The organism is Psychrobacter nivimaris (assembly GCF_009812035.1).
Classification (GTDB): Bacteria; Pseudomonadota; Gammaproteobacteria; order Pseudomonadales; family Moraxellaceae; genus Psychrobacter; species Psychrobacter nivimaris.
In genome coordinates this window covers 116,667-143,572 of sequence record NZ_VZIZ01000006.1, presented here as the reverse complement: position 1 = coordinate 143,572, position 26,906 = coordinate 116,667, and the positions used below count along the sequence as shown (strand labels likewise).

Genomic DNA, 26,906 nt, shown 5'->3' with positions numbered 1-26,906 from the left:
AATATTTATAGAGATCAATAACAAAAAAACCGCTAAGCAAAAGCTTAGCGGTTTTTTTTATTACCTTTCTAAAGTTTACTGATTTTTAGCATAGACTGGTAATTCTGCACAAATCGCTTCTACTTTAGCGCGTACTTCAGTAGCAACCGCTTCATCACCGCGACTGTCTAGTACGTCACAGATCCAACCTGCCAACTCACCCGCTTGTGCTTCGTTGAAACCGCGAGTAGTAATCGCTGGCGTACCGATACGGATACCAGAAGTCACGAATGGTGATTTTGGATCGTTTGGTACAGCATTTTTGTTGACAGTAATGTGTGCTTCACCAAGCCATTTGTCCGCTTCTTTACCCGTCATTTCTTGCTTAACGAGGCTGATCAGCATTAGATGGTTTTCAGTACCACCAGAGATGACTTCATAGCCGCGCTCTTGAACCACTTTTGCCATTGCTTGGGCATTTTTCACTACTTGCTGCTGATACGTTTTGAAGTTATCTTCTAACGCTTCTTTAAAGCAAACCGCTTTTGCAGCGATAACATGCATCAATGGGCCACCTTGGTTGCCTGGGAATACAGCTGAGTTTAGCTTTTTAGCCAATACTTCATCACGCGCCAAAATCATACCTGAGCGTGGGCCACGTAGAGTTTTGTGCGTCGTCGTCGTAACCACGTCAGCGAAAGGTACTGGGTTTGGATAAACACCGCCAGCAACCAAGCCTGCAACGTGTGCCATATCGACCAATAGATACGCGCCTACTTCGTCCGCGATGTCACGGAAACGCTGCCAATCAACTACTTGTGAGTATGCTGAGAAACCCGCGATGATCATTTTTGGCTTATGCTCACGCGCCAAGCTCTCTACTTGATCATAATCAATAAGGCCAGTACCGTCTACCAATCCGTACTGTACGGCATTGTAGTTCAAACCTGAGAAGTTGATATGTGCGCCATGGGTCAAGTGACCACCAGCGTCTAAGCTCATGCCTAGTACAGTGTCATTTGCCTCTAACAATGCTAAAAATACGGCTGAGTTTGCTTGGCTACCAGAATGAGGCTGAACGTTCACATACTCTGCACCGAACAACTCTTTAGCACGGTCAATAGCCAATTGCTCAACTACGTCCACATGCTCACAACCACCATAGTAACGCTTGCCAGGATAGCCTTCTGCGTATTTGTTGGTAAGGTCAGTACCTTGTGCTTCCATCACTGCTTGTGAGCAGTAATTTTCAGAGGCGATAAGCTCGATGTGGTTTTCTTGACGAACGCTTTCTGCGGCCATCGCTTCAGCAAGTACTGGATCAAAATCTTTGATAGAAATATCTTTAAACATAGTGATGTCCTAAGTAGTGACTGTCATTAAAAAACGTCATTGAAAAGAAGCTTATAGCCTGCCCACAATAAAACAACTACTGCGTCAACGTCGCTGAAGTACTATTAATACCCCTGCACGCTGTTTTTCTGCAGTCTGTTTTATGGTACGACCATTATTGTGAATGGAGTCTATTAGCAAAGATTGAAATAAGAATAAATACAGGCGACTAACCTGTTATTAACTTGACTGATTCGTCAATAAAATCGATATACATTTGCATCAATATCATCGCGAAAGATTAAGTGTAACATGAAAATTTGTGCTGTGAGCGCAAAAAAACCTCACCTTAAGATGAGCGAATTAAATGACTATATAACACAGATAAATAGCCAATAAAATAAAGGATTTACCCGCTGAATTTTTTCTCTTGCCTGCACTTTTATGCTGTTTTAGGCATAAAATATTTTCAAACGTGGCTAGATATAGTCGATTCACTTTAAAAGTAGTACAAGGCAGCCGAGTGTAGATGTATATTAAATAACTCAAGCAAGGTTAAACTAGTAATATTTTTATAGGTCGCTAGTTAAAAACGCAGGTAAGAAGGTTTCACTAATCATAAGCGTGCGACCATACCAATCATAACGCGTTTGTCGTTGCCAACCGTCACTCGTATGACTGATAAAACGCTCATTTGGCAAGGTACGGCGACGCTTAAATAACACGTAGCCGATAGGTGTGTTTTTCAGATGCTGAAGACGACGAGACTGACCTTTTAAACTGTTTAAAGGAAAGATGCTCTGTGCTTGGACCCATGGTATTTCATCATTACCATACAGCTGCACTTCCCGTACCCATGCCAGCATTGGACGATTTAGCATCATACCTCGTACACCCAGCTGCTTTTTTTGACCTAAAGTTAGCGAACGATAGCCTTCAAAGCTGCGTTTTACGCGCAGCGGCTGCCCTGCCTTCTCTTCTAATATCGCAGTGAGAGAGCCTTCAGCATTTAGCCAAGGTATGAGTTCAGTAGGAGGTAGGCCACTGGTAGAACTAAAAGAATTGCTGGTCATAGTTTATGGCTAGTATTTTTTATAGGATGTTTAACAATTAAAAGGTACATACGAATAAAAGCAGAGTGAGTCAAAGCTGATTACCGTTACGAATTATTGCTATGAGTCACTACCATCAACCTCAGGCATATTGTCTGCATTAAAAGGCAAGGCTTCAAATGCCTGCTGACGATACTGCGCCATATGCATCCGATCTCTGGCACAAAAATCGCCAATCGCTGGTACAAAACGCGGATCATAGATACGGTGGATAGAATGTGTCGTCGTTGGAATAAAGCCACGTACCAGCTTATGCTCGCCTTGCGTACCAGGATCAAAAGATATCAATCCTTGCTCAATAGCAAACTCGATACCTTGGTAATAGCATAGCTCAAAATGTAAGCTGTCATATTCACCGAGCGCACCCCAGTAACGACCATATAAGGTGGCATTATTATCACCATCAGCCTTGTCACCATCAACATTGTCACTATCAGGTCTGTCATACAAGAACAAACTACTCGCGACAATCTCACCACTGGCGTCGAGTGCTTGCGCAAGCATTATATGCTCAGGCATGCTCGCTGCCAATGCCATAAAAAAATCTATCGTCAAATAAGGCTGCTGTCCGCGTACTGCATAGGTCATCACATAACAGTGATAAAAAGCTTTCCAGTCAGCATCGCTAATAGCATCTCCGCACTTGCGCTGGCAACTAATGCCTTGCTCGGCAACTTTACGGCGCTCAGCCCGAATGGTTTTGCGCTTTTTGGCTTTTAAGGTCATCAAAAAAGCATCAAAATCTGCAAATGGCTTACTGTCATTAAGCAAGTCTTTATTTTGCCATAAGAACTGGCAGCCTTGACGCTCAAATATCGGTAGCTCAATAGCAGCTGACTCTACGCCGCTTTCTTGAGCCGCTATCGCATGCTCCACATCAATTTCAGTTGGCATAGATGTAGTGGCAATAGAGGCCAGCTCAGGTGTCACAAACAGTCCATGCCAGCTTGAGGCGCCCACTTGTTGAGCGATATCATCGATACCTGCGATGGCCGTTCTGAGGATATCTTCATTCAAGGTTTCACCTTTTGCCAACCAAATCCTTTGGCCAGTAATCGGTGTATATGGTGCGCTAGTGACCAATCGCGGATAATAATCAACGCCATAGCGTGCATAAGCTTCAGCCCATGCATGATCAAATACAAACTCACCGCGATGATGACCTTTTATAAATACTGGCATGACAGCCACAGGCTGCAATGCATTTTCTGCCGCGTTATCTACTAAGGTATCGGTGTTATCTTCACTATCGGCACTACTCGTAGCGCCTGTGACACGATGTACCAAAATAAATATCGGTAGCCACCCTGCCTGCTCACCAATGGCTCCGGTGTCAGTCAGCGCTTGCCAAAAAGCAAATGACATAAAAGGGGTATCTGGCGTCTGCCACTCTGTTTGGCTCTGCCAGCTGGTATCATTAATCAGCGCATACTCTAAACTCATATTCACCGTCACTATTATAATCGCGATATATTTATCGATAACCAATCTATTGATGACCTAGACTAGCAAATTTTTACGTCATTGCTGTCACAATTTGCAAAAACTTATCTGCATCCAATAAAAAACCACCAACGATAACGCGGGTGGTTTGTACGACTGCGCTCATAGGCAGTGAGATCAGTATAAAACGTCATGAAAAAACAGTAGTTGTATGGAAAAGATGATATCGAAGCCGATGACTGGTAGAATAAGGTTGTTATTAGCTTAGTATAATTCGAAACCATAGGATACGAGCTAAAACAGTATACTTAGTTCATGGTATACGATTGACATCCTATCGGATTTATAGTGGATTGATTATAATATAGCGTCAGTGATTCACTTTTAGGCAATTTTGCACCGACCGTTAACGTGTTGCCTTTAAATGCTTTTTTCATGAATATTATTAAAAGAAAATGTCTGACCTGTCTTAAAAATTTCTAAGAAGCTACATATGAAGTACTTGTTCTAACCATATCAGGGATTATTGCATAGTATCATTGACGCATATTCAACACTATATTTGAGCTTTATTATTAACTACAGCCTAAAGGAAGATCTAACTAAAATGTCAAAAATTATTTATACAAAAACTGACGAAGCCCCAGCGCTGGCGACTCTGTCGTTCTTACCTATTGTCGAAGCATTCACTAAAACAGCAGGCGTTGAAGTTGAAACCAGCGACATCTCTGTTGCAGCGCGTATATTGGCCGAATTCCCTGAATACTTGACCGAAGAGCAACGTGTTCCGGACAACTTAGCTGAGCTAGGTCGTCTGACTCAAGATCCAAATACTAACATCATCAAACTGCCAAACATCAGTGCTTCTGTACAGCAGCTAAAAGCGGCTATCAAAGAGCTACAGAGCAAAGGCTATGCTATTCCTAACTTCCCTGAAGATCCACAAACTGACGAAGAAAAAGAGCTACGCAAGCGCTATGGCAAAAGCTTAGGCAGTTCAGTGAACCCAGTACTGCGTGAAGGTAACTCAGATCGCCGCGCGCCTAAAGCCGTCAAGAACTATGCACGCAAGCATCCACACTCTATGGGTGAGTGGAAGCAATGGTCAAGCACGCACGTATCACACATGCATGGCGGCGACTTCTACGATGGCGAGCAATCTATGACATTAGATAAAGCTCGTACAGTACGTATGGAGTTGTTACTTGATGACGGTACTCAGAAAGTATTAAAGCCTAAAATTGCTTTGCTTGATAAAGAAGTCATCGATCTGATGGTCATGAGCAAAAAAGCACTATTAGAGTTTTATGAGCGTGAAATGGAAGATTGCCGCGAAGCTGGTATCTTGTTCTCACTACACGTAAAAGCAACCATGATGAAGGTCTCGCATCCTATCGTCTTTGGTCATGCAGTTAGAATCTACTATAAAGAAGCCTTTGAGAAACATGGCGCTTTCTTTGATGAGCTAGGTATCAACGTCAACAACGGTATGGCAGATTTATACGACAAGATCTCAACGCTACCAGCTTCAAAACGTGAAGAGATTGAGCGTGATTTACATGCGTGTCAAGAGCATCGCCCACGTCTGGCCATGGTTGACTCTTCAAAAGGTATCACTAACTTCCACTCACCAAGTGATGTAATCGTTGATGCTTCTATGCCAGCGATGATTCGTTCAGGCGGTAAAATGTGGGGCGCTGATGGCAAAATGTATGACTGTAAAGCCGTCATGCCAGAGTCTACCTTTGCGCGTATTTACCAAGAAATGATCAACTTCTGCAAATGGCACGGTAACTTCGATCCAAAAACAATGGGTACCGTTCCTAACGTTGGTCTAATGGCTCAAAAAGCTGAAGAATATGGCTCGCATGACAAGACTTTTGAGTCTAGCGATGCTGGTATTGCACGTATCGTCGATATTGATACTGATGAAGTATTACTCGAAAAACGCGTTGAGAAAGGTGATATCTGGCGCATGTGTCAGGTTAAAGATGAGCCTATCCAAGACTGGGTAAAACTTGCTGTACGCCGTGCTCGTGAATCAGATACGCCTGTTATCTTCTGGTTAGACCCATACCGCCCACATGAGAACGAGCTAATCAAAAAAGTTAGAACGTATCTAAAAGATCATGATACTACTGGCTTACATATCGAGATTATGTCTCAGGTTCGTGCGATGCGTTATACCCTAGAGCGTGTTGCTCGTGGTCTAGATACTATCTCTGCGACCGGTAACATCCTACGTGATTACCTAACTGACTTGTTCCCTATCCTAGAGCTAGGCACCAGTGCCAAGATGCTATCAGTTGTACCACTAATGAAGGGTGGCGGTTTGTTTGAAACTGGTGCTGGTGGTTCTGCACCGAAGCACGTTGAGCAGCTGACAGAAGAGAACCATCTACGTTGGGATTCACTCGGTGAGTTCTTGGCATTGACGGTATCTTTGGAGCATCTAGCAAACAACGACAACAATGCTAAAGCTCAAATCTTGGCAGACACACTAGATACAGCAACAGAAAAACTGCTACTAAACGATAAGTCGCCATCACGTAAAACTGGCGAGCTTGACAACCGTGGTAGCCATTTCTATCTAGCAATGTACTGGGCAGAAGAGCTTGCAGCGCAAGATCAAGATAGCGAGCTAAAAGCGCAATTTACACCATTCGCGCAAAAGCTAAAAGAGAACGAAGAAGCCATTGTTAAAGAACTTAACCAAGCTCAAGGCAAGCCAGTAGATATCAAAGGCTACTACTATGCTGATGAAGAATTGGCTAAGAAAGCAATGCGTCCAAGCGCTTTGTTTAACGAGACTTTGGCATCGCTATAATTTAAGCGATTGCTCTTAGACCATTAAACCTAATCGCTTTTGGTTTTTATACCCAGAAGCGATTATGCGAGTTTAAGTTTTAGTAAAAAACACCTCAACCGTTTTCGAACGTTGAGGTGTTTTTTTGTGTTTTCTAAAAGTTTTATAAAGAGTGAAATAAAAAAAGCCACCTATATAATCAGGCGGCTTTTGATACATAGTAATAAAATAGAATGCTGAGAGCTTAAATAGTCTTAGGCTTCCATATGCTTAATAATCGCCTTACCAAACTCAGAAGTACTCAGTAAGGTAGCATCTGGCATCAGACGCTCAAAATCATACGTGACTGTTTTATTGGCAATCGCACCTTGGATACCGCTAATGACAAGATCAGCTGCTTCCGTCCAGCCCATATCACGAAGCATCATCTCAGCAGACAATATCAGTGAGCCTGGGTTTACTTTATTCTGACCAGCGTACTTGGGCGCAGTACCGTGCGTCGCTTCATAAACCGCAATCGCGCCGCCTTTGTTTGCACCAGGCGCGATACCAATACCGCCTACTTCAGCCGCCAATGCATCAGAGATATAGTCACCGTTTAGGTTAAGCGTTGCTACTACAGAATAATCTGCTGGACGCATCAAAATCTGCTGCAAGAACGCATCAGCGATGACGTCTTTAATAATAATATCGTTACCCGTTTTTGGATTTTTCATGGTCATCCATGGACCGCCATCTAATAACTCTGCACCAAAACGCCCTGCTGCCAGCTCATAACCCCAATCCTTAAATGCGCCTTCAGTGAACTTCATGATATTGCCTTTGTGCACTAGGGTCACATTTGGCAGATCATTATCAATGGCATGCTGAATCGCTTTACGTACTAAGCGCTGTGAGCCTTCTTTCGAAACTGGCTTGATACCGATGCCGCAGTCTTCAGGGAAGCGAATACTGGTTACCCCCATCTCATCTCTTAAAAAATTGATAACTTTTTTGGCATCATCACTGCCCGCTTTCCACTCGATACCCGTGTAGATATCTTCTGTATTTTCACGGAAGATAACCATATCCGTCAGCTCTGGATGCTGTACTGGGCTTGGTACGCCCTCAAACCAGCGCACGGGGCGCTGACATACGTATAGGTCAAGGTTTTGGCGTACCGCGACGTTTAATGAGCTAAAGCCACCACCCACTGGCGTGGTCAATGGACCCTTGATACTAATGACGTAGTCTTTTAGAATCTCTAACGTCTCGCTTGGTAAATAATCGCCATCATATACTTTCGCTGCTTTTTCACCAAGATAAGTCTCCATCCAAATGATAGACTTCTTGCCGTGATACGCTTTATCAACCGCAGCATTGACTACTTTTATCATGACAGGCGTGATATCTACACCGATTCCATCACCTTCCACAAACGGAATAATCGGATGATTGGGAACATTTAATGTTAGATCCGCGTTTACGGTCACTTTTTCGCCGTCTCTTGGCACGATAACCTTATCATATGACATCGATGATACTCCTTGGTTGTATGTTGGACGTCGCAAGCGAACTTAACACTTTATTACGCTAACCGTTTTATTATAGTTATAACGCTCTGAGCGCTTATCGGCTAAGCAAAACTTTGATGAGTACGACACTTGCGACATTGATTTGAACAATATGAAAGATAGCTCGAAGCTAAAAAAATTAAATAGAGATATAAGCAATGATTGTCGCTTGCAGATAGTAGATATTTCTCTATTGAAAATATAAACACCACTATCAGAGTGCGGATTTAGGATAACAGCAAATCTATACAAGCGCTGTCCTACTTTTGTAGCAGGTCACGTAGCATACAGCACGTTAAATATATCGCCCGTAGTCTTGTCGCTTAATACTAGCTCTGCATCACAAAACATACGCTACAATGATTCATTGTCCCTCAAAAACTAGGAAACACCGTTTTATGTCTACTTCTAGTCTCATCTTATTCAATAAGCCTTACGGCGTGCAAAGTCAGTTTAGAGATGACAGTAATAACGATCACACCACCCTATCGCAATACTTTACTGACAAGGCTTTGCGAGTTGCTGGTCGGTTAGATGCTACTTCAGAGGGCTTGCTGATTTTGACCGATGATGGTCGAGTTAATAAAGCAATTACTCATCCGCCAAAAGCCAATGCAGGGCGCAAACAAGGTAAAACTTATTTAGTGCAAGTAGAAGGAACCCCTACTGCTGAGCAACTCAATAAGCTCAAACGTGGCGTGGTTTTAAAAGATGGTAAAACGCTACCTGCTGAGGTCAAACACGTCAGTGAAAATGAGCTACCGATGGTACTCTGGCAGCGCAATCCGCCAATACGTGAGCGTAAAAGCGTGCCGGACTCATGGCTAATGCTGACAATATATGAAGGTAAAAATCGCCAAGTCAGACGTATGACAGCGCACGTCGGTCTGCCTTGTCTGCGTTTGATACGTTGGTCAGTGGCAGGGTTTGAGCTAGGTGAGTTAGCTATTGGAGAGTCTGTACGTGTTCATCTAACTAGCGAACACTGTCGTCAGCTAGGTATTTCTAACTAGTTTAGATGGTTTTAAGTTTAGATACTGTTGATTAATTCACACTGATTGGCTATTTAGCCCCTAACTGATTGGCTATTTAGCCCCTAATAGAAAGCTTCAATATTAATATATTACGACCTGTTAAACATAGTGTCTCGAATGGGTAAGGTTTATCTGCTAACATTCAGCACGTAATTGATTATGTATAATAGGTATTATCCATTTATCGCTTGGTTTTTTCACAATAGGGATATGTCATGATTGCTTCTCGTCGTTTTCTTTCGTTGGTCACTAGCATTTCTGCGGCGCTTGTATTGAGTGCCTGTCAGCCAACGACAGAGGACAGCCAATCAAATCCTGCAGAAGAAACCTCACCGCCAGTAACTGATATACCACATGCTGAGCATGACGATATGGCAGACGATACTCTAACAAATGACAGCGATAACAGTGTCAGCGATGAGTCTCAAATGAGCGATATGCTCAGAGACTATACGAGATCGATGACTAGAATGCATGACGAGATGATGATTGGTATGGGGTATAACGATCCTGATACCGCTTTTGCTAAAGGCATGTTGGGACATCATCGCGGCGCGGTAGATATGGCAAAAATAGAGCTCAAGTATGGCACTGACGAAGCGATGCGCCAACTTGCTCAAGACGTCATCACGGCACAGCAAGCTGAAATCGATGTCTTAAACAAGTGGCTGGCTAGCCATCCTGATGCTGCCAAACCTAAGCCAAATACTGTGGCGATGCAGCAAGCATATGCTAAAAACATGGAAAATATGCATGGCGAAATGACTTTGGGTGTGGCTGATCCCGTGCCTGATATGGCATTTGCACGCGGTATGCTACCGCATCATATTGCCGCTGTTGATATGGCAAAGGTTCAGCTCACATATGGGACAGATGAAGAGATGCGTCAGTTGGCGCAAGATGTCATTGATACCCAGCAAACTGAAATTGATGTGATGAGAAACTGGATTGCTGCGCTTGAGGCTGCAAGTAGCAACGAATACGATAGCTCTGTAAATGAAAATATTGAGCCTAAAGCTACCGTTAATAAGAACCTAGATAGCCCAGATAGTAAAGCTAAAGAGTAGTAATCTTATATGTCACCAATCACTGATTGATTAATCACTTAGGTTGCTTAGACATATCAACAATATTATAGATTATAAAAAACCCTCTTCTAAGCAGTATTGCTCGGAAGAGGGTTTTTTATATGGAAGGTTTTTCGTATGGAAAGGTATTTTATATAGCATCAAGGCTATCGTTTCATAACATTAAGCCATGTCTCCCAACCTGCCTCACCTTTTAATTGCTCATTATCATTCTCTAGCGTCTTATCTCCTTTTGCTAAGCATAGGCTTACTTTATGAGGAGGTACTGCTCCAGTCATGCCAGTTGTCTCATCTCGCGGCTTCACTTTAGTTATCGTTTCGGGTTGAACCTGAACACATATCAGCTCATCACGGCGGAACAAATAACATTCAACAGGATGCGCTGTATTAACCAAGGTGGTAAGTTGTTTCGTATCTGCTTTGATGCCGTCAATCGCGATAATAACGTCATGTGCTGAAATACCAGCCCTAGCGGCAATACTACCTCGCATCACACGATTTACCTTGATCCCAGTTGGCGTTTCGTTACATCGCATACCCCAAGGCACATGCTTGTCAGCAGTTTCTTTAGTATTCGCCTGTATTTTGACGCCGTTTGCCACTAGCAACGCTTCAATGGGCAGCTCTTCTACCCCATTGACGTAACGGCGTTCAAAATCTTCCCATTCTGCTAGCGGCATAAACTGCTTAATGACTGAGCCCATGTCAGCACTACTGATACCAATCCGCTTACTGTCGTTCTGCTTGGCTTGAGTATAAAAAGCTTTGACCACGTCGAACAAACGATAACGACCATCACTATTTTTGAGTAAGATTAGATCCAGACATAAGGCCACCAGCGACCCTTTATTATAGTAACTGATACCCGCATTGCCTGTATTTTCATCGGTGCGATACAGTTTTATCCAAGCATCAAAACTCGACTCTGCCACGCTTTGATTGCCGCGCCCTGGAGTCTGGTAGTAGCGATTGATTTGCTCGGCTAGCAGTCGCAGATAATTGGCTTTATCAATCACACCTGACGCTTGCAACATAAAATCATCGATATAAGACGTAAACCCTTCGAATACCCAAAGTAATGGCGTAAATGCCTCACGGCGTAAATCGACATCGATCATGACATCAGGACGTACCGTCTTAACCCACCATGAGTGAAAATACTCGTGACTACATAATCCTAAAAACCGCTGATAATCTGTATTTGGTAACTTTGGCTCATTTGTGCTTGGCAAGTCATTACGCGGGGTGATAAGGCTAGTAGAGTTGATATGCTCAAGCCCACCATAGTCTTGACCGCTGGCAAAGGTCATAAACGTATAATCGTCAAATGGCGCATCGCCTAACCAATCTACGTAGGTCTGACAAATCTGAGTAATATCTTGCTGCAATCGACCTAGATTGGCATTCTGCTTACCTGACAGGTAAAAACTATGATGTAGCGTCTGGTGCTCATTATCATGAATAATAAAATCAAACTTTTCTTGTTCCGCGATTTCGAATGGATAATCAATCAGCTCGTGATAATTCGCTGCCTGTAACTTATAAATGTGCTGACAGTTCGCTTGCTGACGGCCTTTTTGCTGTTGATCAATCTGCAGGTGCGTAGCGTCCAAACCACAAGCCAACAGTACTTTGCTACTTTCTTTGTCTGCAAAAAATTTATCAGGCACAATCAAGCTAACTTGGACAGGTGATTGCTCTTGCCCTTCGACGGCGAGCGCAAGTGAGGTGAAATTACCGTAAAGTCGTTGCTGATCGACGTAGGCCGTACGCACAGACAAGTCATAGCAATAGACTTCGTACTCGACGATGACCGTCTGCCCTGCTTGCACCGCTGGCAGCTGCCATGTGTTTTTATCGATTTTCTGCGCGCGATAAGTCTTTGGCTGCTTGTCACTATCTGCTGTTGGAGCTTCTATTATTTGATAATGTACCGCAGTGATGTTTCGGGCAAACTCACGCATTAGATAACTGCCTGGTATCCACGCTGGTAACCAAAGCTGCGGAGCGTCGGATACTGCTGTAAAACTCAGTGAGACATCGACCAAATGCTCGTAGAAACGGGCAAAATCAAATTGATAGCTTATATCAGCTATCGTTTTAGCCTTAGTATCATCATGATTGGTTGAAACATTGCTCGCTAGTTGTTTAGTAGTGGTATTGGCAAATGCAGTCATCGTATCTCTCATCCTTATTTTTATAATTATGCTAGAAGTCTTGCTCTAAAAAAGCAACTCCCAAACCATGAATAGCCAATAGCTATAGAAAATAGCAGTTATTATTGTAAATTGTGGCATTAATTGGCATTTTTTATGTTTTTTGCCTTGAAAGTTATGTGGGCCATCTCAATTAAAGATGCTAACTGCTAAAGTTACTTTAATAAACTGATGATAATTGACTAATGACGTGGCCTTTTGGCTTGCAGATTGGCTTTTTTAGGTTTATTGCAACCGTATTTAATTTTTTACATAGATATATTTAGGATATTTTATGACTACTATCGCAAAAGACACTGCCGTCAAATTCAATTACACACTAAAAGACGACGAAGGCAATATCCTTGACCAGTCACCAGAAGGTCAGCCACTTGCTTATCTACATGGTCACAGCAACATTATCCCAGGCCTAGAAGCACAATTAGAAGGTAAGTCTGCTGGCGAAAAAGTTAATGCAGTCGTTGAACCTGCTGATGGCTACGGCGAATACCAAGAGCAAGCAGTACAACACGTACCACGTGACAACTTCCAAGGCGTTGATGACATTCAGCCTGGTATGCAGTTCCAGTCAGAAGCTGGCGGCCAAGTAATGTTGGTTACCGTGACTGCTGTAAACGATCAAGAAGTTACTGTTGATGCAAACCATCCATTGGCTGGCAAGCGTTTGACATTTGATGTTGAAATCCAAGAAGTACGTGCAGCAACTGAAGACGAACTAAACCATGGCCATGTACATGGTGCAGGTGGCGTTGAGCACTAATCTCTTCTAGAGTGTAGTGACAATAGTTAGATGGTAAGTTATTAGATTTATCATCTAATTTAAAAGGCCAGTAGCCGATCAGGTTACTGGCCTTTTTTATGCTTATTTCATGGTAAGTTTCGAATTAATATAAATATGATCAACTTGAGTACTATCTATTCAAAGAATCCGCTATAAACATTATTAATATCCAGACGTAACAAAGCCGCATAACGACAAGCGTCATGCGGCTTTTATTACCAACCATCCATGTTAGCGTTACGTGATACCTAATCCCGGGGCATCTCATAACTGACAGGCATCCAGCCTTATCATCCTTAATCAGCAAACTACTTATCCCTAGTGCGACCTTTAAGATACCAATCCCTAGTATCAATGAACTGTTTCGTTCAATCGTGCCGTACAGTTATAGTCGCAGATTGACCCTTCGTTAGTAAGAGGTCTAAACGTCAATCTATGTAAGCATATGCTTACATAGATTACGTAACGCTATAATAACTTCACATTATAGCTTCTCTTCAGGGCTAAGCATTGTCTTAGGTTCCGCACTGAGCATCAGGTAAGCTGCCTCATTAATGAACGCTTCATCCTCTGGTAACTCTGGACGCTCAGCGGCTTTCATACGGCTACGTTCTTCAAACTTTGCATCCATCGCTGCTTGATAAGTATTCCAGTTAGAGTACGGACGCTCACCAGTTGCGATAAGGCGCTTGTTTTCTGCTTCTAATGAGCGTTTTTCAATTAATTGCATTTTAGCTCTGCGGCTATTGATATCTAATCGAACAGGTTTCTTTTCATCATCCATGTTACGAATATCATTTAGTGTCGACAGATAAGTAAATTGTGGGTTTTTTTGTTGGCGAATCTTAGACTGCTGATTGAGTGTCGCCAATGTATCACTGGTAAACGTCCCTTCAGGCTTATACGGCGCCGTTCTGATAGTGTCCCAAGGCAATGCTTTTTTCTGAGCGCGCTCGCCAAAGGTCGCATCGTCATAGATATTGACTAGCTCAACATCTGGTACGACACCTTTATTTTGCGTACTACCGCCAGTGACACGATAAAATTTACGCTGAGTTAAGGTGGCAGAGCCTAAAGCTAAGCTATCGAGCTGAATTTGCGCAGAGCCTTTACCAGTTGTCGTACTACCAACCACTAATCCGCGACCATAGTCTTGAATAGCAGCGGCAAAGATTTCACTGGCTGATGCCGATGCTAAGTTGGTAATAACCGACATTTTGCCATCATACAGCTGCTCGCCGCCATCGTTGTCGCGATATACTTGAATATTGCCGCGATTATCACGAATCTGTACTAGTGGTCCACTCTTGATAAAGAAACCTAGCATCTTGGCAACTTCATCTAATGAGCCACCAGGGTTATTGCGCAAATCAACCACTAGGCCATCGATATTTTGTTTGTTCAACTCTTTTAGCGCTTTTTCAGTATCGATACTGACGCTACGATAGTCTTCACCATTGCGACGCGCACGATAGTTTAAGTAAAAGCTTGGTATCTCAAGTACGCCAATACGCTTTGGTGTCTTATCAATATTAGGACGCTGCACTTCTACTACTCGCTGAGTGACGCCTGACTCTTCTTGCTGGATGATATCACGTACTACCGTGACTGTACGGGCGCTAGCATCTGGCGTATTAGGTTGACGTAATTTCAGTGTGACCGATGTACCGCGTTTACCACGAATCAAGCTGACAATTTCACGCGTTGACCAGCCAACTACGTCCGTCATGGTTTCGCCATCTTTTGCGATACCAACGATCAAATCATTGGGCTTGATTTGACCTGACTTAGCGGCTGGACCACCATCGACCAAAGTCACAATACGGGTATAGTCCGGATTTTTGCGATCTGGACGAATAGAGACACCAATACCCTCTAACTGAAGACTAGACTGGATTTGGAGTTCGGTCGCTTGAATCGGTGCATAGTAATTACTGTGCGGGTCATAAGTGAGCATCGCCGTATTTAAGATGGTTTCCATGATTTCATCATCTTTAAGACGCTTAAACTGCTCTTGTTGACGTGACAAACGATTTTGTAAAATTTCATTTGGTGTACGCTCATCGTTACGTACCAAGTCTTGCCCACGTGTGATATCTGGATTGCTTAAAAATACTTTCTCTTTGGCTTTTTCGTCTTCTTGACCGAGGGTAATGCTCATCAACTGGAACTTTAGCTGACGTTCCCAGTAATCGCGCTGCTCTTTTTTGGTTTTAAAATGGCCGAGTTTTTCGCGATCAAGAATGATTGTGTCGTTACCTGTCAAATCAATGTCTGTTTTGAGCATCTTGGTGGCCATCGCAAAGTACTCATTTGAGCGTTTGCGGTAACGATCAAACACCTCTACCCCTGCAGATAGATCACCTTGTTTTAGGCGAGCACCAAAGTCTTCAGCATGTTTTTTCTTCAGCTCATCGACATCAGATTGCAAAAACAACGTATGGTTTGGGTCAAGGCTATCGATATACATTGATAGGATTTCGCTACCAGTCTTGCTATCTAAAGGCTGATTGAGATAATGACTGCGATCCAGCAAGGCGGCTACTTGACGGGTGGTAACCTTTTGCTCAGGGGTCTGAACGAAACTGCCCGTATTGGTCTCGGCGACTGCAGTACCGTAGCTTTGGGTTAAGATAATACCGGCGATGCCCACTGACGCTGCACTGAGTAACCACTGTGCTGGTTGTTTTTTCATCATATGTACCTAGTTATTTGAAGTTAATAGTATTGGGTAATTCATCAGAATTAGATTAGAAATGCTCGAATCTGTTATAACCTATAAATGCTGCGCTTTTTATTCTTATGCTTTATGCATCATTAAATACTGATATATAGTCAAAAATCAATCAATATTATCACGCGCATAAATACTGAACTGTCTCAAACTGTATAAGCAATCTTACACGCTACACCTGTACATACCAAACTTTCTATCACTTTTATCACACATAGTAATTGAGGGCTATCAACATCGATTTGATGACTGAATCTAATGGCTATTAGCAAATTGATTTGACCCTAATAATCTGCCACATTATGCTCAATTAATAATAACTGTCATAATAAGATATTTGAACAATGACTGATAAGTGATAAGACAGGCATAGTCAGTCACATTCATAATATAACCATATATAAAATAATAAGGAACACACGATGTACGGCGTTTTAATGATAGATATCGATAGTACCGCTTTGACCGCTGAAGATGTCAGTTTGATTAAACAAGCACAGGTCGGTGGAGTAATATTGTTTGGTCGTAACGTCACAGATGCGGCCCAAGTCAGAGCACTATGCGACGATATACGTTATCACAATCAAGACATACTTATCGGTGTGGACCAAGAAGGTGGACGAGTCGCGAGGCTACGTGAAGGATTCACGCCCCTACCTGCTATGGGTCGATTGGGTGAGCTATTCAATCAAGACCCAAGCCAGGCACTTAGCTGCGCCTACGATTGCGGTTATCTAATGGCAGCTGAAGTATTAGCTGTAGGAATTGATTTGAGCTTTGCGCCTGTGTTGGATAGAGATGGCATTAGCCAAGTCATCGGTGATCGCAGCTTTCATCATGATACGCAAGCCATCACTGCGCTTGCAACACAGTTTATGCGCGGTATGAAAGCAGCTGGTATGGCAACTACTGGTAAGCACTTCCCCGGTCATGGTGCCATCGCTCCTGACTCGCACGTATCAGAAGCCATCGATACGCGTAGCTTAGATGAGATTATCAGTAGCGACATGCAACCTTTTGCTCAAACGCTACATAGTCTGGACGCTCTTATGCCAGCACATGTGATATTTTCGCAAGTAGACGACAAGCCAGCAGGATTCTCTAAAATTTGGCTACAAGATATCATTCGAGATGAGCTTAAATTTGATGGGGTATTATTCTCTGATGATTTATCGATGGCAGGTGCAAAGGCGGCTGGTGATGTCAGTGCTCGCGTAAAAGCGGCCATTGATGCCGGTTGTGATATTGCCCTCGTATGCAACGACCGTGTGGCTGCTCATGAAGCTGCTAAAGCTGCGCAAGATTTGCCTTACCCTAACCAGCAACGTATCAAAACCATGCGCGGCAATATCCCAACATGGCAAGGCGATCTTGAGTCTACCTGCCAGCAATTTGAATACTGGCAGCAAGCCAAGCAAAATGTTACTCAGACTTTTTTTGATGCCCAAGCTGATGTTCAGACTGCTAAAGAATCGACAGACCCTACGCTGTATAAATAATAGCTTGTTTAATTGTCATTGAGTAGCATACAAAAAACCGCTCCTTTATAAGATGCGGTTTTTATCATTTAGCTACTATAGTCTAACTATAATCAAAATAAGAACCTGTAGATTAATTGGTTGGGTCTACCGCAGTACCTTGGGTAGCGTCATCACCATCTGGTAACAAATCATCGTTATTACTATCTAATGGGTTCATATCTGGATCTAGCGAATCACTGTTCATCATCATGCCATCGTTTGCGCTGACCACTTCGTCATTGACCATAAATTCGATACGGCGATTGCGGAAGCGACCTTGTTCGGTTGAATTATCTGCGATTGGTTCTGATTCGCCCATACCTTTGGTCGTTAGTTTACTAGCATCAACCCCTTTAGACACTAGATACGCTTTCACTGACTCAGCACGCTCCTGAGACAGCTCCATATTATAGGTATCAGAGGCTTGACTGTCCGTATGACCGACGATCATCAGCTTCATATCAGGTACGTTATTGATGATTTCTGCAGCACGGTCTAGCAGCGCCTTATTGACTTCAGGTATAACCGCTTCATCTACTTGGAAGTTAATCACCTGAATACTCAAAGCACGAGCAACATCACGTGGATCTGGGTTTTCACCTAGATTGGTCATGGCAACGTCTGCAGCAGCCAGACTATCATCAATCTTGCCTTGCAAGTCTAATGGACCTTCAGCTTGCACGGTCATGGCAGGAGCAGCTGCTTGTAAGTCAGCAACCAATTTGTCCAACGCAGCTTTATCAGGAGCATTCACAGTAATGTTATCGCCTTTAATAATCATGCTCGCGTTCGGTACATTTTTGATAATTGGTAATATCGTTGCTAATTGAGCAGATGCTGGCATATCTACTGCAAAATTATCATCAACGTCAGCACGGCACTTATTAGCTTCGTCACCAAATGCACCAGTCAAAGCATTCATAACATTGGTTTGTAGTGTCTCATCACCCACGCTCATACGACAAGCATACAGCTCGCTATTTTCACCAGTTGCGACACTCAGTGATGCCGGCTCAATTGCGCCTGCAACCGCTAGTGCCTCATTACCTTGCGCCCCTTGCTGTACCGTGGCTGCTGGCGTTGCTACAGGCTCAGGGTTTTCTTGACAGCCTCTGAGTAGTGCCCAAGCCAATGCACCTAAGATAATCAAACCAATAATAGGTAGCAGCGCTTTCATAAAGCTCTCTTTTGGCTCTTCTTCTTTTTGTAGTGGCGCTGTACTAGTGGTATCAGAAATTGGTGTGCCAGCCGTAGTAGAAGTGGCAGCGACTGCACTAGCAGGCAAAACAGTACCCGCCCATGCAGGGATATGATGCTGGTAACTATTTAGGTTATCATTCAAGAATTGTGGAACGGGCGTGGTACCAGCTAAGCTTTTTATCTCATGAAAAGCCAGTGGCGCTGCCATCGCAATCAGACCACGTGAAGCGGTTGCATCGACATTATGCTTGCCTGCTAATTCGCGAGAAATTTGGTCGCGGTGTGCTCCTTCTGTCCATACACGATCATAAAAAGCATTGTCGTCACGGGCGATGTTTTCATTGGCAAAGCGGCTAAAAGTATCATTGTCTGCAAGACGAGCAGCAAAAATGGCATAAAACTGTTCTAATAGATTTTTCTTAGCTGGGCTACGGTCATCTTCTAATACGGCTGGGCTGACGGTGCGTGTCAAATGGCTAATAATATCCATAATATGGCTCTCCCCTTAATTTTTTATTTATATCATTCGTTTGCTCAAAAAGCAGCTGTATCATTCTTTTATATTAAATCATCATAGTAGTAGTCATGGTGGTGATGAATTCATCAAACTACTTTGTTTGGTTTTGATTATTATAAAATTCTTAAGCTGCTATTCACAGTCTGTACGTTGTTGTGCAAATGATACAGTAAGTAATGTTTCGGTTGGCACACGTAACTGTAGCTAAATTACATGAAAAGATAGGCCATATAAAAAGACACGCCCTATGAAACAGCGTGCCTTATAAAAACTATCTAACTTGAGCTGGTTCAGCAACGATAACCGTGTTTGCCATCTCATCTACTTCTGAAGGTGAAAAAGGGCCTGGCGGTCTGGTCGTTTGATTATTTGAAGGAAAGTTGTTGGGAATATTGCTCGCGCCATTGGTAGGCAGATTGTTGGGCGCATTATTAAAACTATTATTATTGTTAGGCAAAGGAGTTGGTATCACACGATCTCCAGTATTATCATCTGATGCTTGGTATTCGCCAGAGTTACTACTTACCCCATTATTATTGAATTGATTATTAATCCCCGCCCCATCATCTACAAACTGGTTATTTGAATTTGCTACGTTGTTCGTAGCATCACCAATATTACTATTATTAGGTAACGGTAATGGTGCTGTACTCTCGACTACCATCGCTGGTACTAAGCTTCGTATTTCTGTGACCAGTTTTTGCAGTAGCATATTGTCTGGAGCCTCCAGTATGAGACGATCGTTTTGCACATGCAAACGTGCAAATGGTGTTGATCTAAGCATCGTCAAGACATTGGGCAGTATCTCCGCAGGCATATTAGCGATTGTGGTTGCTACCCCATCCTGTATGTTCAATTCACAAATACTTGCCTGCTCACCAAAGCTTGTATTAAGCGCCTGTTGCAACGTGCTTTGCAATGCAGTATCGCCAACGGTCGCACTACAAGTGTACAAGTTACTGCCGTTGTCTACACCGACAATAAGCTCAACAGGAGTCGTTGTTGGTACAGGAGATACGGGTGCTGGCTGTGGTTCAACAGGTACTGTGGCCACAGGTTCTACTGGTATTTCATTATTGGGTTTCACTAATAATGCCCATGCTGCTAGTGCAAGCGCAGCAAGGGCTACTATTAATAAAAACACACGTATTAGTAGATCGTTTCGTTGATTGCGAGTGCGTACTTGTGCATGCTTCAAGTTACTGTTTTCTGCCAGATGATAGGCTGCTGGATTGGCATGAATAGCATCACTACTGGCAATTGTATCGTCATCTAATACTTCAGTGCTTACGCGCTCAGCAATTGACATTTGCTCTATACTTTCTGCATCATTATTCGTTATTGGTGCGACTATGCCAGCTATGCCAGTATCTAAAGTAGAGTCGTCAAGTCTATTCGATATGTCGTCACTTACTGGCACATGTACTGGTATATGGCCATCATCTGAATTGAAGCTTGTTTGTATTTGCTGACTAACGCCTTGAGTAGCAGTAATCACAGCTGCTGCCCAGATAGGTAAATATGGTCGTAAAGCAGCCTGTTTGTCTTGTAAAAATGCTGGCAAAAACTGCCCATTGGCCAATACTTTTAACTCACGATATGCCAACGGCGCGGCACTAATTAGTAGTTGCTCAGTTGTCTGCTCATCAATGTGATGGGTGGCTGACAACTCTTGGACGATAGTCTCTTGCAGACTTTTATCTTGCCATATTTGTTCAAATAAAGGGCTTTCATTATTAGTGCTAGTAATTACTTGATCAGTACGCAGCAACTGTGAGTAAACCTGTGGCACAGCTAGGCGCGCAGCCAAAACAGCATAAAACTGCTCAAGTAGACTGACATAGGCAACATTATTGCTGTCATCATTACCCATTACAGCTGGGGTTACCGTCTGTTCTAGCTGGTCAATAATGTTCATATTTCACTGCCTCTATCAGCCTTATTGAAATGTGCAAAATTAAGCACTTATTTTATTTTCGTCAATGTCATTTGTGTATTTTGCTTCTTTGTCTAAAAGACTCATTGCAGCGCGGATGACTGAGCACTACTCTCGTCTTTAACCTTGCTTTAAAAGTTTCACTTATGTTGATGGTACACTGCTACATTATTCACTATAACCGCATAAAAAAGCATCGTTTTGTCACACAATAGGTATTCGCGTTATCGCAACTGCTGTTAGTATTAGTCTATTGCTAATGGTTAGTACTTAATACGGATCAGACGTCAAACTTATTTTTTACTCAGCCGTAACGCTTAGGCTTTGAATATTGTCATTTGTAGCTTGTCATTTGTAACATTGTCACATATCAGGCACGGCCTAAGGATTCTCCTTTGTTAAACCATACGACGCTTATTATCATTATCACTGTTATTGTCAGTTTATTGGCATGGCAAAACAAAAAACTACTCAATCGGCTTATATTTTATCCGCCTGCAGTCAACAATGGGCAATGGGATCGTTTTGTAACACACGGCTTCATTCATGCTGACAGTATGCATTTGTTGTTTAATATGTTTACATTGTATTTCTTCGGTCGTGCTATTGAAGGGCTATACCAACCGTTTTTGTTTGGCTACGGTTTTGTGGTTTTCTATGTACTGGCTATTATTGTTGCCATGATTCCAAGTTACGTGAAAAATAAGAACAACGCCAGTTATTTGAGTTTAGGCGCATCAGGCGGTGTATCGGCTGTGCTATTTGCTTTTATCCTGCTAGCACCATGGGAGAGAATTTACCTCTTTGCCGTGATCCCTATTCCGGCGATACTATTTGCCGTGGCTTATATATTTTATAGTATCTATGCTGATCGACGCGGTGGCTCAAATATCAATCATATGGCTCATATGTGGGGCGGTGCATTTGGCGTTATCGCTACGATTGTTTTGGAACCAAAAGTACTACCGCACTTTATCAATGCCTTGCTATCACCGGGATTTTAGACATTTTTACGTATAGTAAAGCTATCACTTTAAACACAGCTATACTTTATAAACTCTATTTTGCACACGTTATATTTCTACATTTGAGATTTAGTAATACATTATGATTATAGATATTATCGGTGATATACATGGTTATGCAGACAAACTGATCGGTCTGCTGCATCAGTTGGGCTATAAGCATAACGGTCAGCACTTTGTACCACCGACAGGTCATAGGGCTTTGTTTATCGGTGATTTGATCGACCGTGGTTCGCAGCAATTAGCCACGTTAGAGATTGTCTTTGCAATGCTAGATGCCGATGTAGCCGATGCAGTAATGGGCAACCATGAATATAATGCGTTGGCATATGCCACGCGCGATCCTGATAATACTAGCCAGTATTTACGCTCGCACAATGATATCCATAGACGCCAACATGAGGCGTTTTTGGCAGAGATACCATTCGGCTCAGAGCAACATGAGTACTGGTTGCAGCGTTTATACGAAATTCCATTATGGATTGAGACCGACTATGCGTGTTTTGTGCATGCTTGCTGGGATACAGATAGCATGGCGATACTAAAGCCCCTTCTGACTGATGATAACTGTCTGACTCCAGCAGGTTTAATCGCAACGGCTAAAGAAGATACCATCGCCTTTGACGCTTTGGAGCGAGTGTTAAAAGGGGTTGAAACGGGCTTACCTGATGGTATTGTGATGGTAGACAAAGAAGGTACCAAACGTACGCGAGTGCGAGTACGTTGGTGGCTAGATGAGCTTAATACACGCACACTTCGTGAAGTGTCTCGTGCTCCATCGTCCGCATTGGCACAAATTCCGCCTGATGCGTTGGCTGAAAATATTGACTTTGAATTAAAAACTCATAAACCTGTGTTTGTCGGGCACTATTGGCTCACTGGCACACCTGAGCCACTCAGTCCACAAGTTGCCTGTACTGACTACTCTGCTGCAGTAGATAGCGGCTATCTAACATGCTATCAACTGGATACCGAACAACCATTACCATTGACAGCCAGTCACTTTGTTCAGCATTATCACGATGAAAAACATATATAAAATCGTGATATCACTGCAATTAGCCCCATACCAGTATTAAAAGTCAAACTTGGCTTTACGAGTGTAGCAAAATTTTTGTATGATGGTCTTTTTGAGGATATCCAATCATGAGCACCACGAATACTGCTGCTAACCAGAACGGTCCAATCACTTCCCCTGCTGGTCAGCCAAAAGTCGGCATTATCATGGGTTCGCAGTCTGACTGGGCAACTATGAGTGCTGCTGCGCAATTGCTTGCAGACTTTGACATTGCTTTTGATTGTGAAGTTGTCTCTGCACACCGTACGCCTGATAGATTATTTGATTATGCCAAAAGCGCAAAAGACAATGGTCTACAAGTGATCATTGCTGGTGCAGGCGGTGCCGCTCATCTGCCGGGTATGTGTGCCAGCCAAACGCCGCTACCTGTCTTTGGTGTCCCCGTAAAGTCATCTATGCTGAGCGGTTGGGATAGTCTGCTGTCTATCGTACAAATGCCAAAAGGCGTCGCTGTTGGTACTTTGGCAATTGGTGCTGCTGGTGCTTATAACGCTGCCCTACTTGCAATTCAAGTATTGGCATTGCATGATGATACGATTGCTACTAAGCTCGATCAGATGCGCCAGTCTCAGACTGAGACTATTCTTGCTAGCCCAACACCAGGTATTATCAATCCTTAGGTAAATATAAATCGATCAGCTTTTATAGCAGAGTCTTTTATATTTATAGCTTAACGATTGAAGCTATCACTGTATATTTTTAAGCAATTTCGAGTAGAGATAAGGTGCATACAGTGCACCTTTTCCTATTTTCACCCATTGAATTTTAGATTTTAATAGACCAAACATCTTATTCACCTTTATTCAAAGAGCCTGCCATGACTACAGCAAACGCTTATCCTGTTACCCAAACCATTCGTACCATCGGTATTTTAGGCGGTGGTCAGCTTGGTATGATGCTTGCCGAAGCCGCTATGCCATTGGGTTACCAATGTGTATTCTTAGAAGACAATCCAGAATGCCCTGCCAGCTTATACGGTCGTGTCTTTCATAGCGATCAATTAGAAGACTTTATCGCAGCAGCGGATGTCTTTACACTAGAGTTTGAGAACACGCCAACGTCTATTGTTGAGCAACTGGTTAGCTTGTCAAAGTCTGGCAGCAAGCAAGGCATGTTCCCACCGCTGATTGCGCTTGATATCGCTCAAGATCGTCTAAAAGAAAAGCAGATGTTCAACACGCTTGATATTGCAACCGTGCCATTTATGGAAGTCAATTCTGAAGCTGAGCTCAAGCACGCTTGTAAAGAATTGGGACTGCCTATCGTTCTAAAAACCAGCCGAGGTGGCTACGATGGTAAAGGTCAGTTTGTTATCAAACAAGACAATGATATTAAAACTGCTTGGCTTGAGCTAAAAGACGCCGTTAGTGGTAAAGGTTCACTCACGCCAACGCCTGCGCCACTGATTGCTGAAGGTTTCATTAACTTTAATCGTGAAGTCTCTATCATTGCAGCAAGAGCGCAAAATGGTCAGGTACGCTGTTATGATTTGGTCGAAAACCATCATCATCACGGTATTTTGGCAAAAACTCAAGCTCCTGCGGTCGGTACCAGCCACCTGCTCCAGCAGGCAACAGACGCCATCACAAAGATCATGAACCATCTAGACTATGTGGGCGTCATGGCACTTGAGCTGTTTGTCACCAAAGATGCTCGCGGTCATACCACGATACTGGCCAATGAAATCGCACCACGTGTACACAACTCTGGCCACTGGAGCATCGAAGGCGCGGTTACTAGCCAGTTTGAAAACCATATCCGTGCTGTGGTCAACTTGCCATTAGGCGATACAGATAACGTCCATCCTGCGATTATGGTAAATGTGCTGGGTCAATACCCTGATATCAGTGCGGTGCTAAATATTGATGGCGCTCATTATCATAGCTATCATAAGGCTGAGCGTGACGATCGTAAGATTGCTCATATTACCTTGATGCCTAATGACGTGACTGATTTAGAGCCTGCTATGGCAAAACTGGTTGCTGTCTTGCCAAACAAGGTTGGTCTAGATAAAGAGTATGCAAGCGTAGATACTCAGCCTAGTAAAGTAGATGTCGATGCTAAGAGTAATGATAAAAATAGCGCTCAGAACAGTATTCAAAATGATGCCAAAGCTGATGACCTAGACCATAAAGACAGCCAAGCAGGCAGCCTAACTACTAATCCATCAAAATCTGAGAAGGCCAAAAAATAATGCAGATTTGGGTGGACGCAGACTCGGTGCCATTGATTGCCAAAGATTTGATTATTAAAACGGCTGAACGTACCAAGACCATGGCCATATTTGTGGCCAATCAGCCGATTAAGCTACGCAAGTCGCCCCTACTTGTTATGACTGTCGTGCCATCAGGGTTCGACAAAGCTGATGATTATATCGTCGAGCAGATACAAGTCGGTGACTTGGCTATCACTAGCGATATCCCCTTAGCCAATGACATTTTGGACAAAGGTGGTATGGTATTGACGACGCGCGGCGTGGTCTACGATAAGAACAACATCAAGCAAAAGCTCAATATGCGCGACTTTATGGATACTATGCGCGGTACTGGTGTCCTAGAGTTGCAGGAAATGAGCGGGCAAAAGCCCTACGGTGATCGAGATAAAAAAGCCTTTGCCGATGGGCTTAATCGCTTGGTTCGTTAGTGCTTTTTATCGTTTTATCTGACACCTACCCATTCTGTCATCTATTACATGATGCTATCTAAGCAACGTTTGCTTCCTTGCAAACGGTATACACTCTATAACCAAACACTATTCAATCAGCACGCTTTATAACGAAGCGTGCTACCTATCTTTGTTACTCTGTATTCGGTTTTTAAGATAAATAAACTTACTGAATAATTCAAACAATAGCATTTAAATAAAAATAGGAATGGTTATGAAAGTTTTAGTCGTTGGTGCAAGTGGTCGAGTGGGCGGTGATTTGGTTAAGCAGTTATTGGCTGATGATCATCAAGTTATTGGCACGACTCGTCAGAAAGAAAAGTTATTTGATAATGACAATTATACTCAGCTAGATTTAGACATTACAGCCAGTAAAGACTCTATTGAAAGACAACTAGACCAGGACATTGAGGCTGTTTACTTTGTTGCAGGGTCTGGTGGCAAAAACGTCTTAGAAGTTGATTTGCATGGTGCTGTAAAAACGATGCAGGCTGCACAAGATAAAGGCATTAAACGTTATATTATGCTGAGCTCAGTCTTTTCATTAGAAACTGAAAAATGGGATGAAAACCCTGGTATTGCAGATTTAAAAGAATACTATATCTCTAAACACTACGCCGATCACTGGTTAGTGAACAACAGCTCACTTGATTACACTATCGTACAGCCAGGCGCACTAAAAGAACGCGCTGGTACAGGCAAAATTACTATTAATGATACAAGTTCTGGTGAGAATGCAATCGAAGATGTAGCGATAACGCTAGCCGCGGTGCTAACCGCAGATAACACGATAGGCAAAGTCTTCAATCTACACAATGGTGATATTGATATCAATGAAGCAGTTGCTACGGTATAAATAAATTTAGCAGTAGCAAAATTGATTGTATC

The 26,906-nt window shown here is 43.0% G+C and carries 19 protein-coding genes; 11 read left to right on the top strand and 8 right to left on the bottom strand.

The window, feature by feature from the left end; all coding sequences use genetic code 11:
- Positions 1 to 75: 75 nt before the first annotated feature.
- The 3 genes from glyA to FQV37_RS02335 form a co-directional block, all read right to left on the bottom strand.
- The gene (glyA, locus tag FQV37_RS02345; RefSeq protein ID WP_057758295.1) at positions 76 to 1,332 is read right to left on the bottom strand and encodes a serine hydroxymethyltransferase; all 1,257 of its coding nucleotides are present in this window, start codon (positions 1,330 to 1,332) and stop codon (positions 76 to 78) included.
- 551 nt (positions 1,333 to 1,883) lie between these two features.
- Positions 1,884 to 2,384, bottom strand: coding sequence for a chorismate--pyruvate lyase family protein (locus FQV37_RS02340; protein WP_160021120.1), 501 nt, complete (start codon positions 2,382 to 2,384; stop codon positions 1,884 to 1,886).
- Positions 2,385 to 2,483: 99 nt separating this feature from the next.
- On the bottom strand, positions 2,484 to 3,866 hold the full coding sequence (locus FQV37_RS02335) for a GNAT family N-acetyltransferase (RefSeq protein WP_160021119.1): 1,383 nt from the start codon (positions 3,864 to 3,866) through the stop codon (positions 2,484 to 2,486).
- Between the two features lie 607 nt (positions 3,867 to 4,473).
- On the opposite strand from FQV37_RS02335, the gene FQV37_RS02330 reads away from it, so the two are divergent.
- Entirely contained in the window at positions 4,474 to 6,693 is a 2,220-nt protein-coding gene (locus tag FQV37_RS02330; protein ID WP_160021118.1) for an NADP-dependent isocitrate dehydrogenase, read from the top strand.
- Between the two features lie 233 nt (positions 6,694 to 6,926).
- Here FQV37_RS02330 and icd read toward each other — a convergent pair whose 3' ends face one another.
- On the bottom strand, positions 6,927 to 8,186 hold the full coding sequence (gene icd, locus FQV37_RS02325; protein WP_160021117.1) for an NADP-dependent isocitrate dehydrogenase: 1,260 nt from the start codon (positions 8,184 to 8,186) through the stop codon (positions 6,927 to 6,929).
- A 437-nt stretch (positions 8,187 to 8,623) separates the two neighbouring features.
- On the opposite strand from icd, the gene FQV37_RS02320 reads away from it, so the two are divergent.
- Together FQV37_RS02320 and copM are read left to right on the top strand one after the other, a co-directional pair.
- Positions 8,624 to 9,238, top strand: coding sequence for a pseudouridine synthase (locus FQV37_RS02320; RefSeq protein ID WP_160021116.1), 615 nt, complete (start codon positions 8,624 to 8,626; stop codon positions 9,236 to 9,238).
- Positions 9,239 to 9,474: 236 nt separating this feature from the next.
- Positions 9,475 to 10,326, top strand: a complete 852-nt coding sequence (gene copM, locus FQV37_RS02315) for a CopM family metallochaperone (RefSeq protein WP_160021115.1) — start codon at positions 9,475 to 9,477, stop codon at positions 10,324 to 10,326.
- Positions 10,327 to 10,493: 167 nt separating this feature from the next.
- Here the strand turns inward: copM and FQV37_RS02310 are convergent, their stop codons facing one another.
- Positions 10,494 to 12,524, bottom strand: coding sequence for a M61 family metallopeptidase (locus FQV37_RS02310; protein ID WP_160021114.1), 2,031 nt, complete (start codon positions 12,522 to 12,524; stop codon positions 10,494 to 10,496).
- 313 nt (positions 12,525 to 12,837) lie between these two features.
- Between FQV37_RS02310 and FQV37_RS02305 the strand changes: the two genes are divergently transcribed.
- Positions 12,838 to 13,323: an FKBP-type peptidyl-prolyl cis-trans isomerase gene (locus tag FQV37_RS02305; RefSeq protein WP_057758283.1), complete on the top strand. Its 486-nt coding sequence runs from the start codon at positions 12,838 to 12,840 to the stop codon at positions 13,321 to 13,323.
- A 505-nt stretch (positions 13,324 to 13,828) separates the two neighbouring features.
- Here the strand turns inward: FQV37_RS02305 and FQV37_RS02300 are convergent.
- Positions 13,829 to 16,039: a carboxy terminal-processing peptidase gene (locus FQV37_RS02300; RefSeq protein ID WP_160021113.1), complete on the bottom strand. Its 2,211-nt coding sequence runs from the start codon at positions 16,037 to 16,039 to the stop codon at positions 13,829 to 13,831.
- Between the two features lie 461 nt (positions 16,040 to 16,500).
- Between FQV37_RS02300 and nagZ the strand changes: the two genes are divergently transcribed.
- The gene (gene nagZ / locus FQV37_RS02295; RefSeq protein WP_160021112.1) at positions 16,501 to 17,577 is read left to right on the top strand and encodes a beta-N-acetylhexosaminidase; all 1,077 of its coding nucleotides are present in this window, start codon (positions 16,501 to 16,503) and stop codon (positions 17,575 to 17,577) included.
- A gap of 112 nt (positions 17,578 to 17,689) precedes the next feature.
- Here the strand turns inward: nagZ and FQV37_RS02290 are convergent, their stop codons facing one another.
- Together FQV37_RS02290 and FQV37_RS02285 are read right to left on the bottom strand one after the other, a co-directional pair.
- Entirely contained in the window at positions 17,690 to 19,288 is a 1,599-nt protein-coding gene (locus FQV37_RS02290) for an OmpA family protein (protein WP_160021111.1), read from the bottom strand.
- A gap of 298 nt (positions 19,289 to 19,586) precedes the next feature.
- A complete protein-coding gene (locus FQV37_RS02285) occupies positions 19,587 to 21,233 on the bottom strand; it encodes a hypothetical protein (RefSeq protein WP_160021110.1) in 1,647 nt (548 codons plus the stop codon).
- Between the two features lie 413 nt (positions 21,234 to 21,646).
- Here FQV37_RS02285 and FQV37_RS02280 point away from each other — a divergent pair, with 413 nt between their 5' ends.
- From FQV37_RS02280 to FQV37_RS02255, 6 genes are all read left to right on the top strand, one after another.
- Positions 21,647 to 22,255: a rhomboid family intramembrane serine protease gene (locus tag FQV37_RS02280; RefSeq protein WP_160021109.1), complete on the top strand. Its 609-nt coding sequence runs from the start codon at positions 21,647 to 21,649 to the stop codon at positions 22,253 to 22,255.
- Between the two features lie 103 nt (positions 22,256 to 22,358).
- Positions 22,359 to 23,315, top strand: a complete 957-nt coding sequence (locus tag FQV37_RS02275; RefSeq protein WP_160021108.1) for a metallophosphoesterase — start codon at positions 22,359 to 22,361, stop codon at positions 23,313 to 23,315.
- Positions 23,316 to 23,422: 107 nt separating this feature from the next.
- On the top strand, positions 23,423 to 23,974 hold the full coding sequence (gene purE, locus FQV37_RS02270; protein ID WP_082624535.1) for a 5-(carboxyamino)imidazole ribonucleotide mutase: 552 nt from the start codon (positions 23,423 to 23,425) through the stop codon (positions 23,972 to 23,974).
- Between the two features lie 197 nt (positions 23,975 to 24,171).
- Positions 24,172 to 25,548, top strand: coding sequence for a 5-(carboxyamino)imidazole ribonucleotide synthase (locus FQV37_RS02265; protein ID WP_160021107.1), 1,377 nt, complete (start codon positions 24,172 to 24,174; stop codon positions 25,546 to 25,548).
- On the top strand, positions 25,548 to 25,997 hold the full coding sequence (locus tag FQV37_RS02260) for a YaiI/YqxD family protein (RefSeq protein WP_102090782.1): 450 nt from the start codon (positions 25,548 to 25,550) through the stop codon (positions 25,995 to 25,997). The genes FQV37_RS02265 and FQV37_RS02260 overlap by 1 nt, the downstream gene beginning before the upstream one ends.
- A gap of 235 nt (positions 25,998 to 26,232) precedes the next feature.
- Entirely contained in the window at positions 26,233 to 26,874 is a 642-nt protein-coding gene (locus FQV37_RS02255) for an NAD(P)H-binding protein (protein WP_160021106.1), read from the top strand.
- The last annotated feature ends 32 nt before the right edge of the window (positions 26,875 to 26,906 follow it).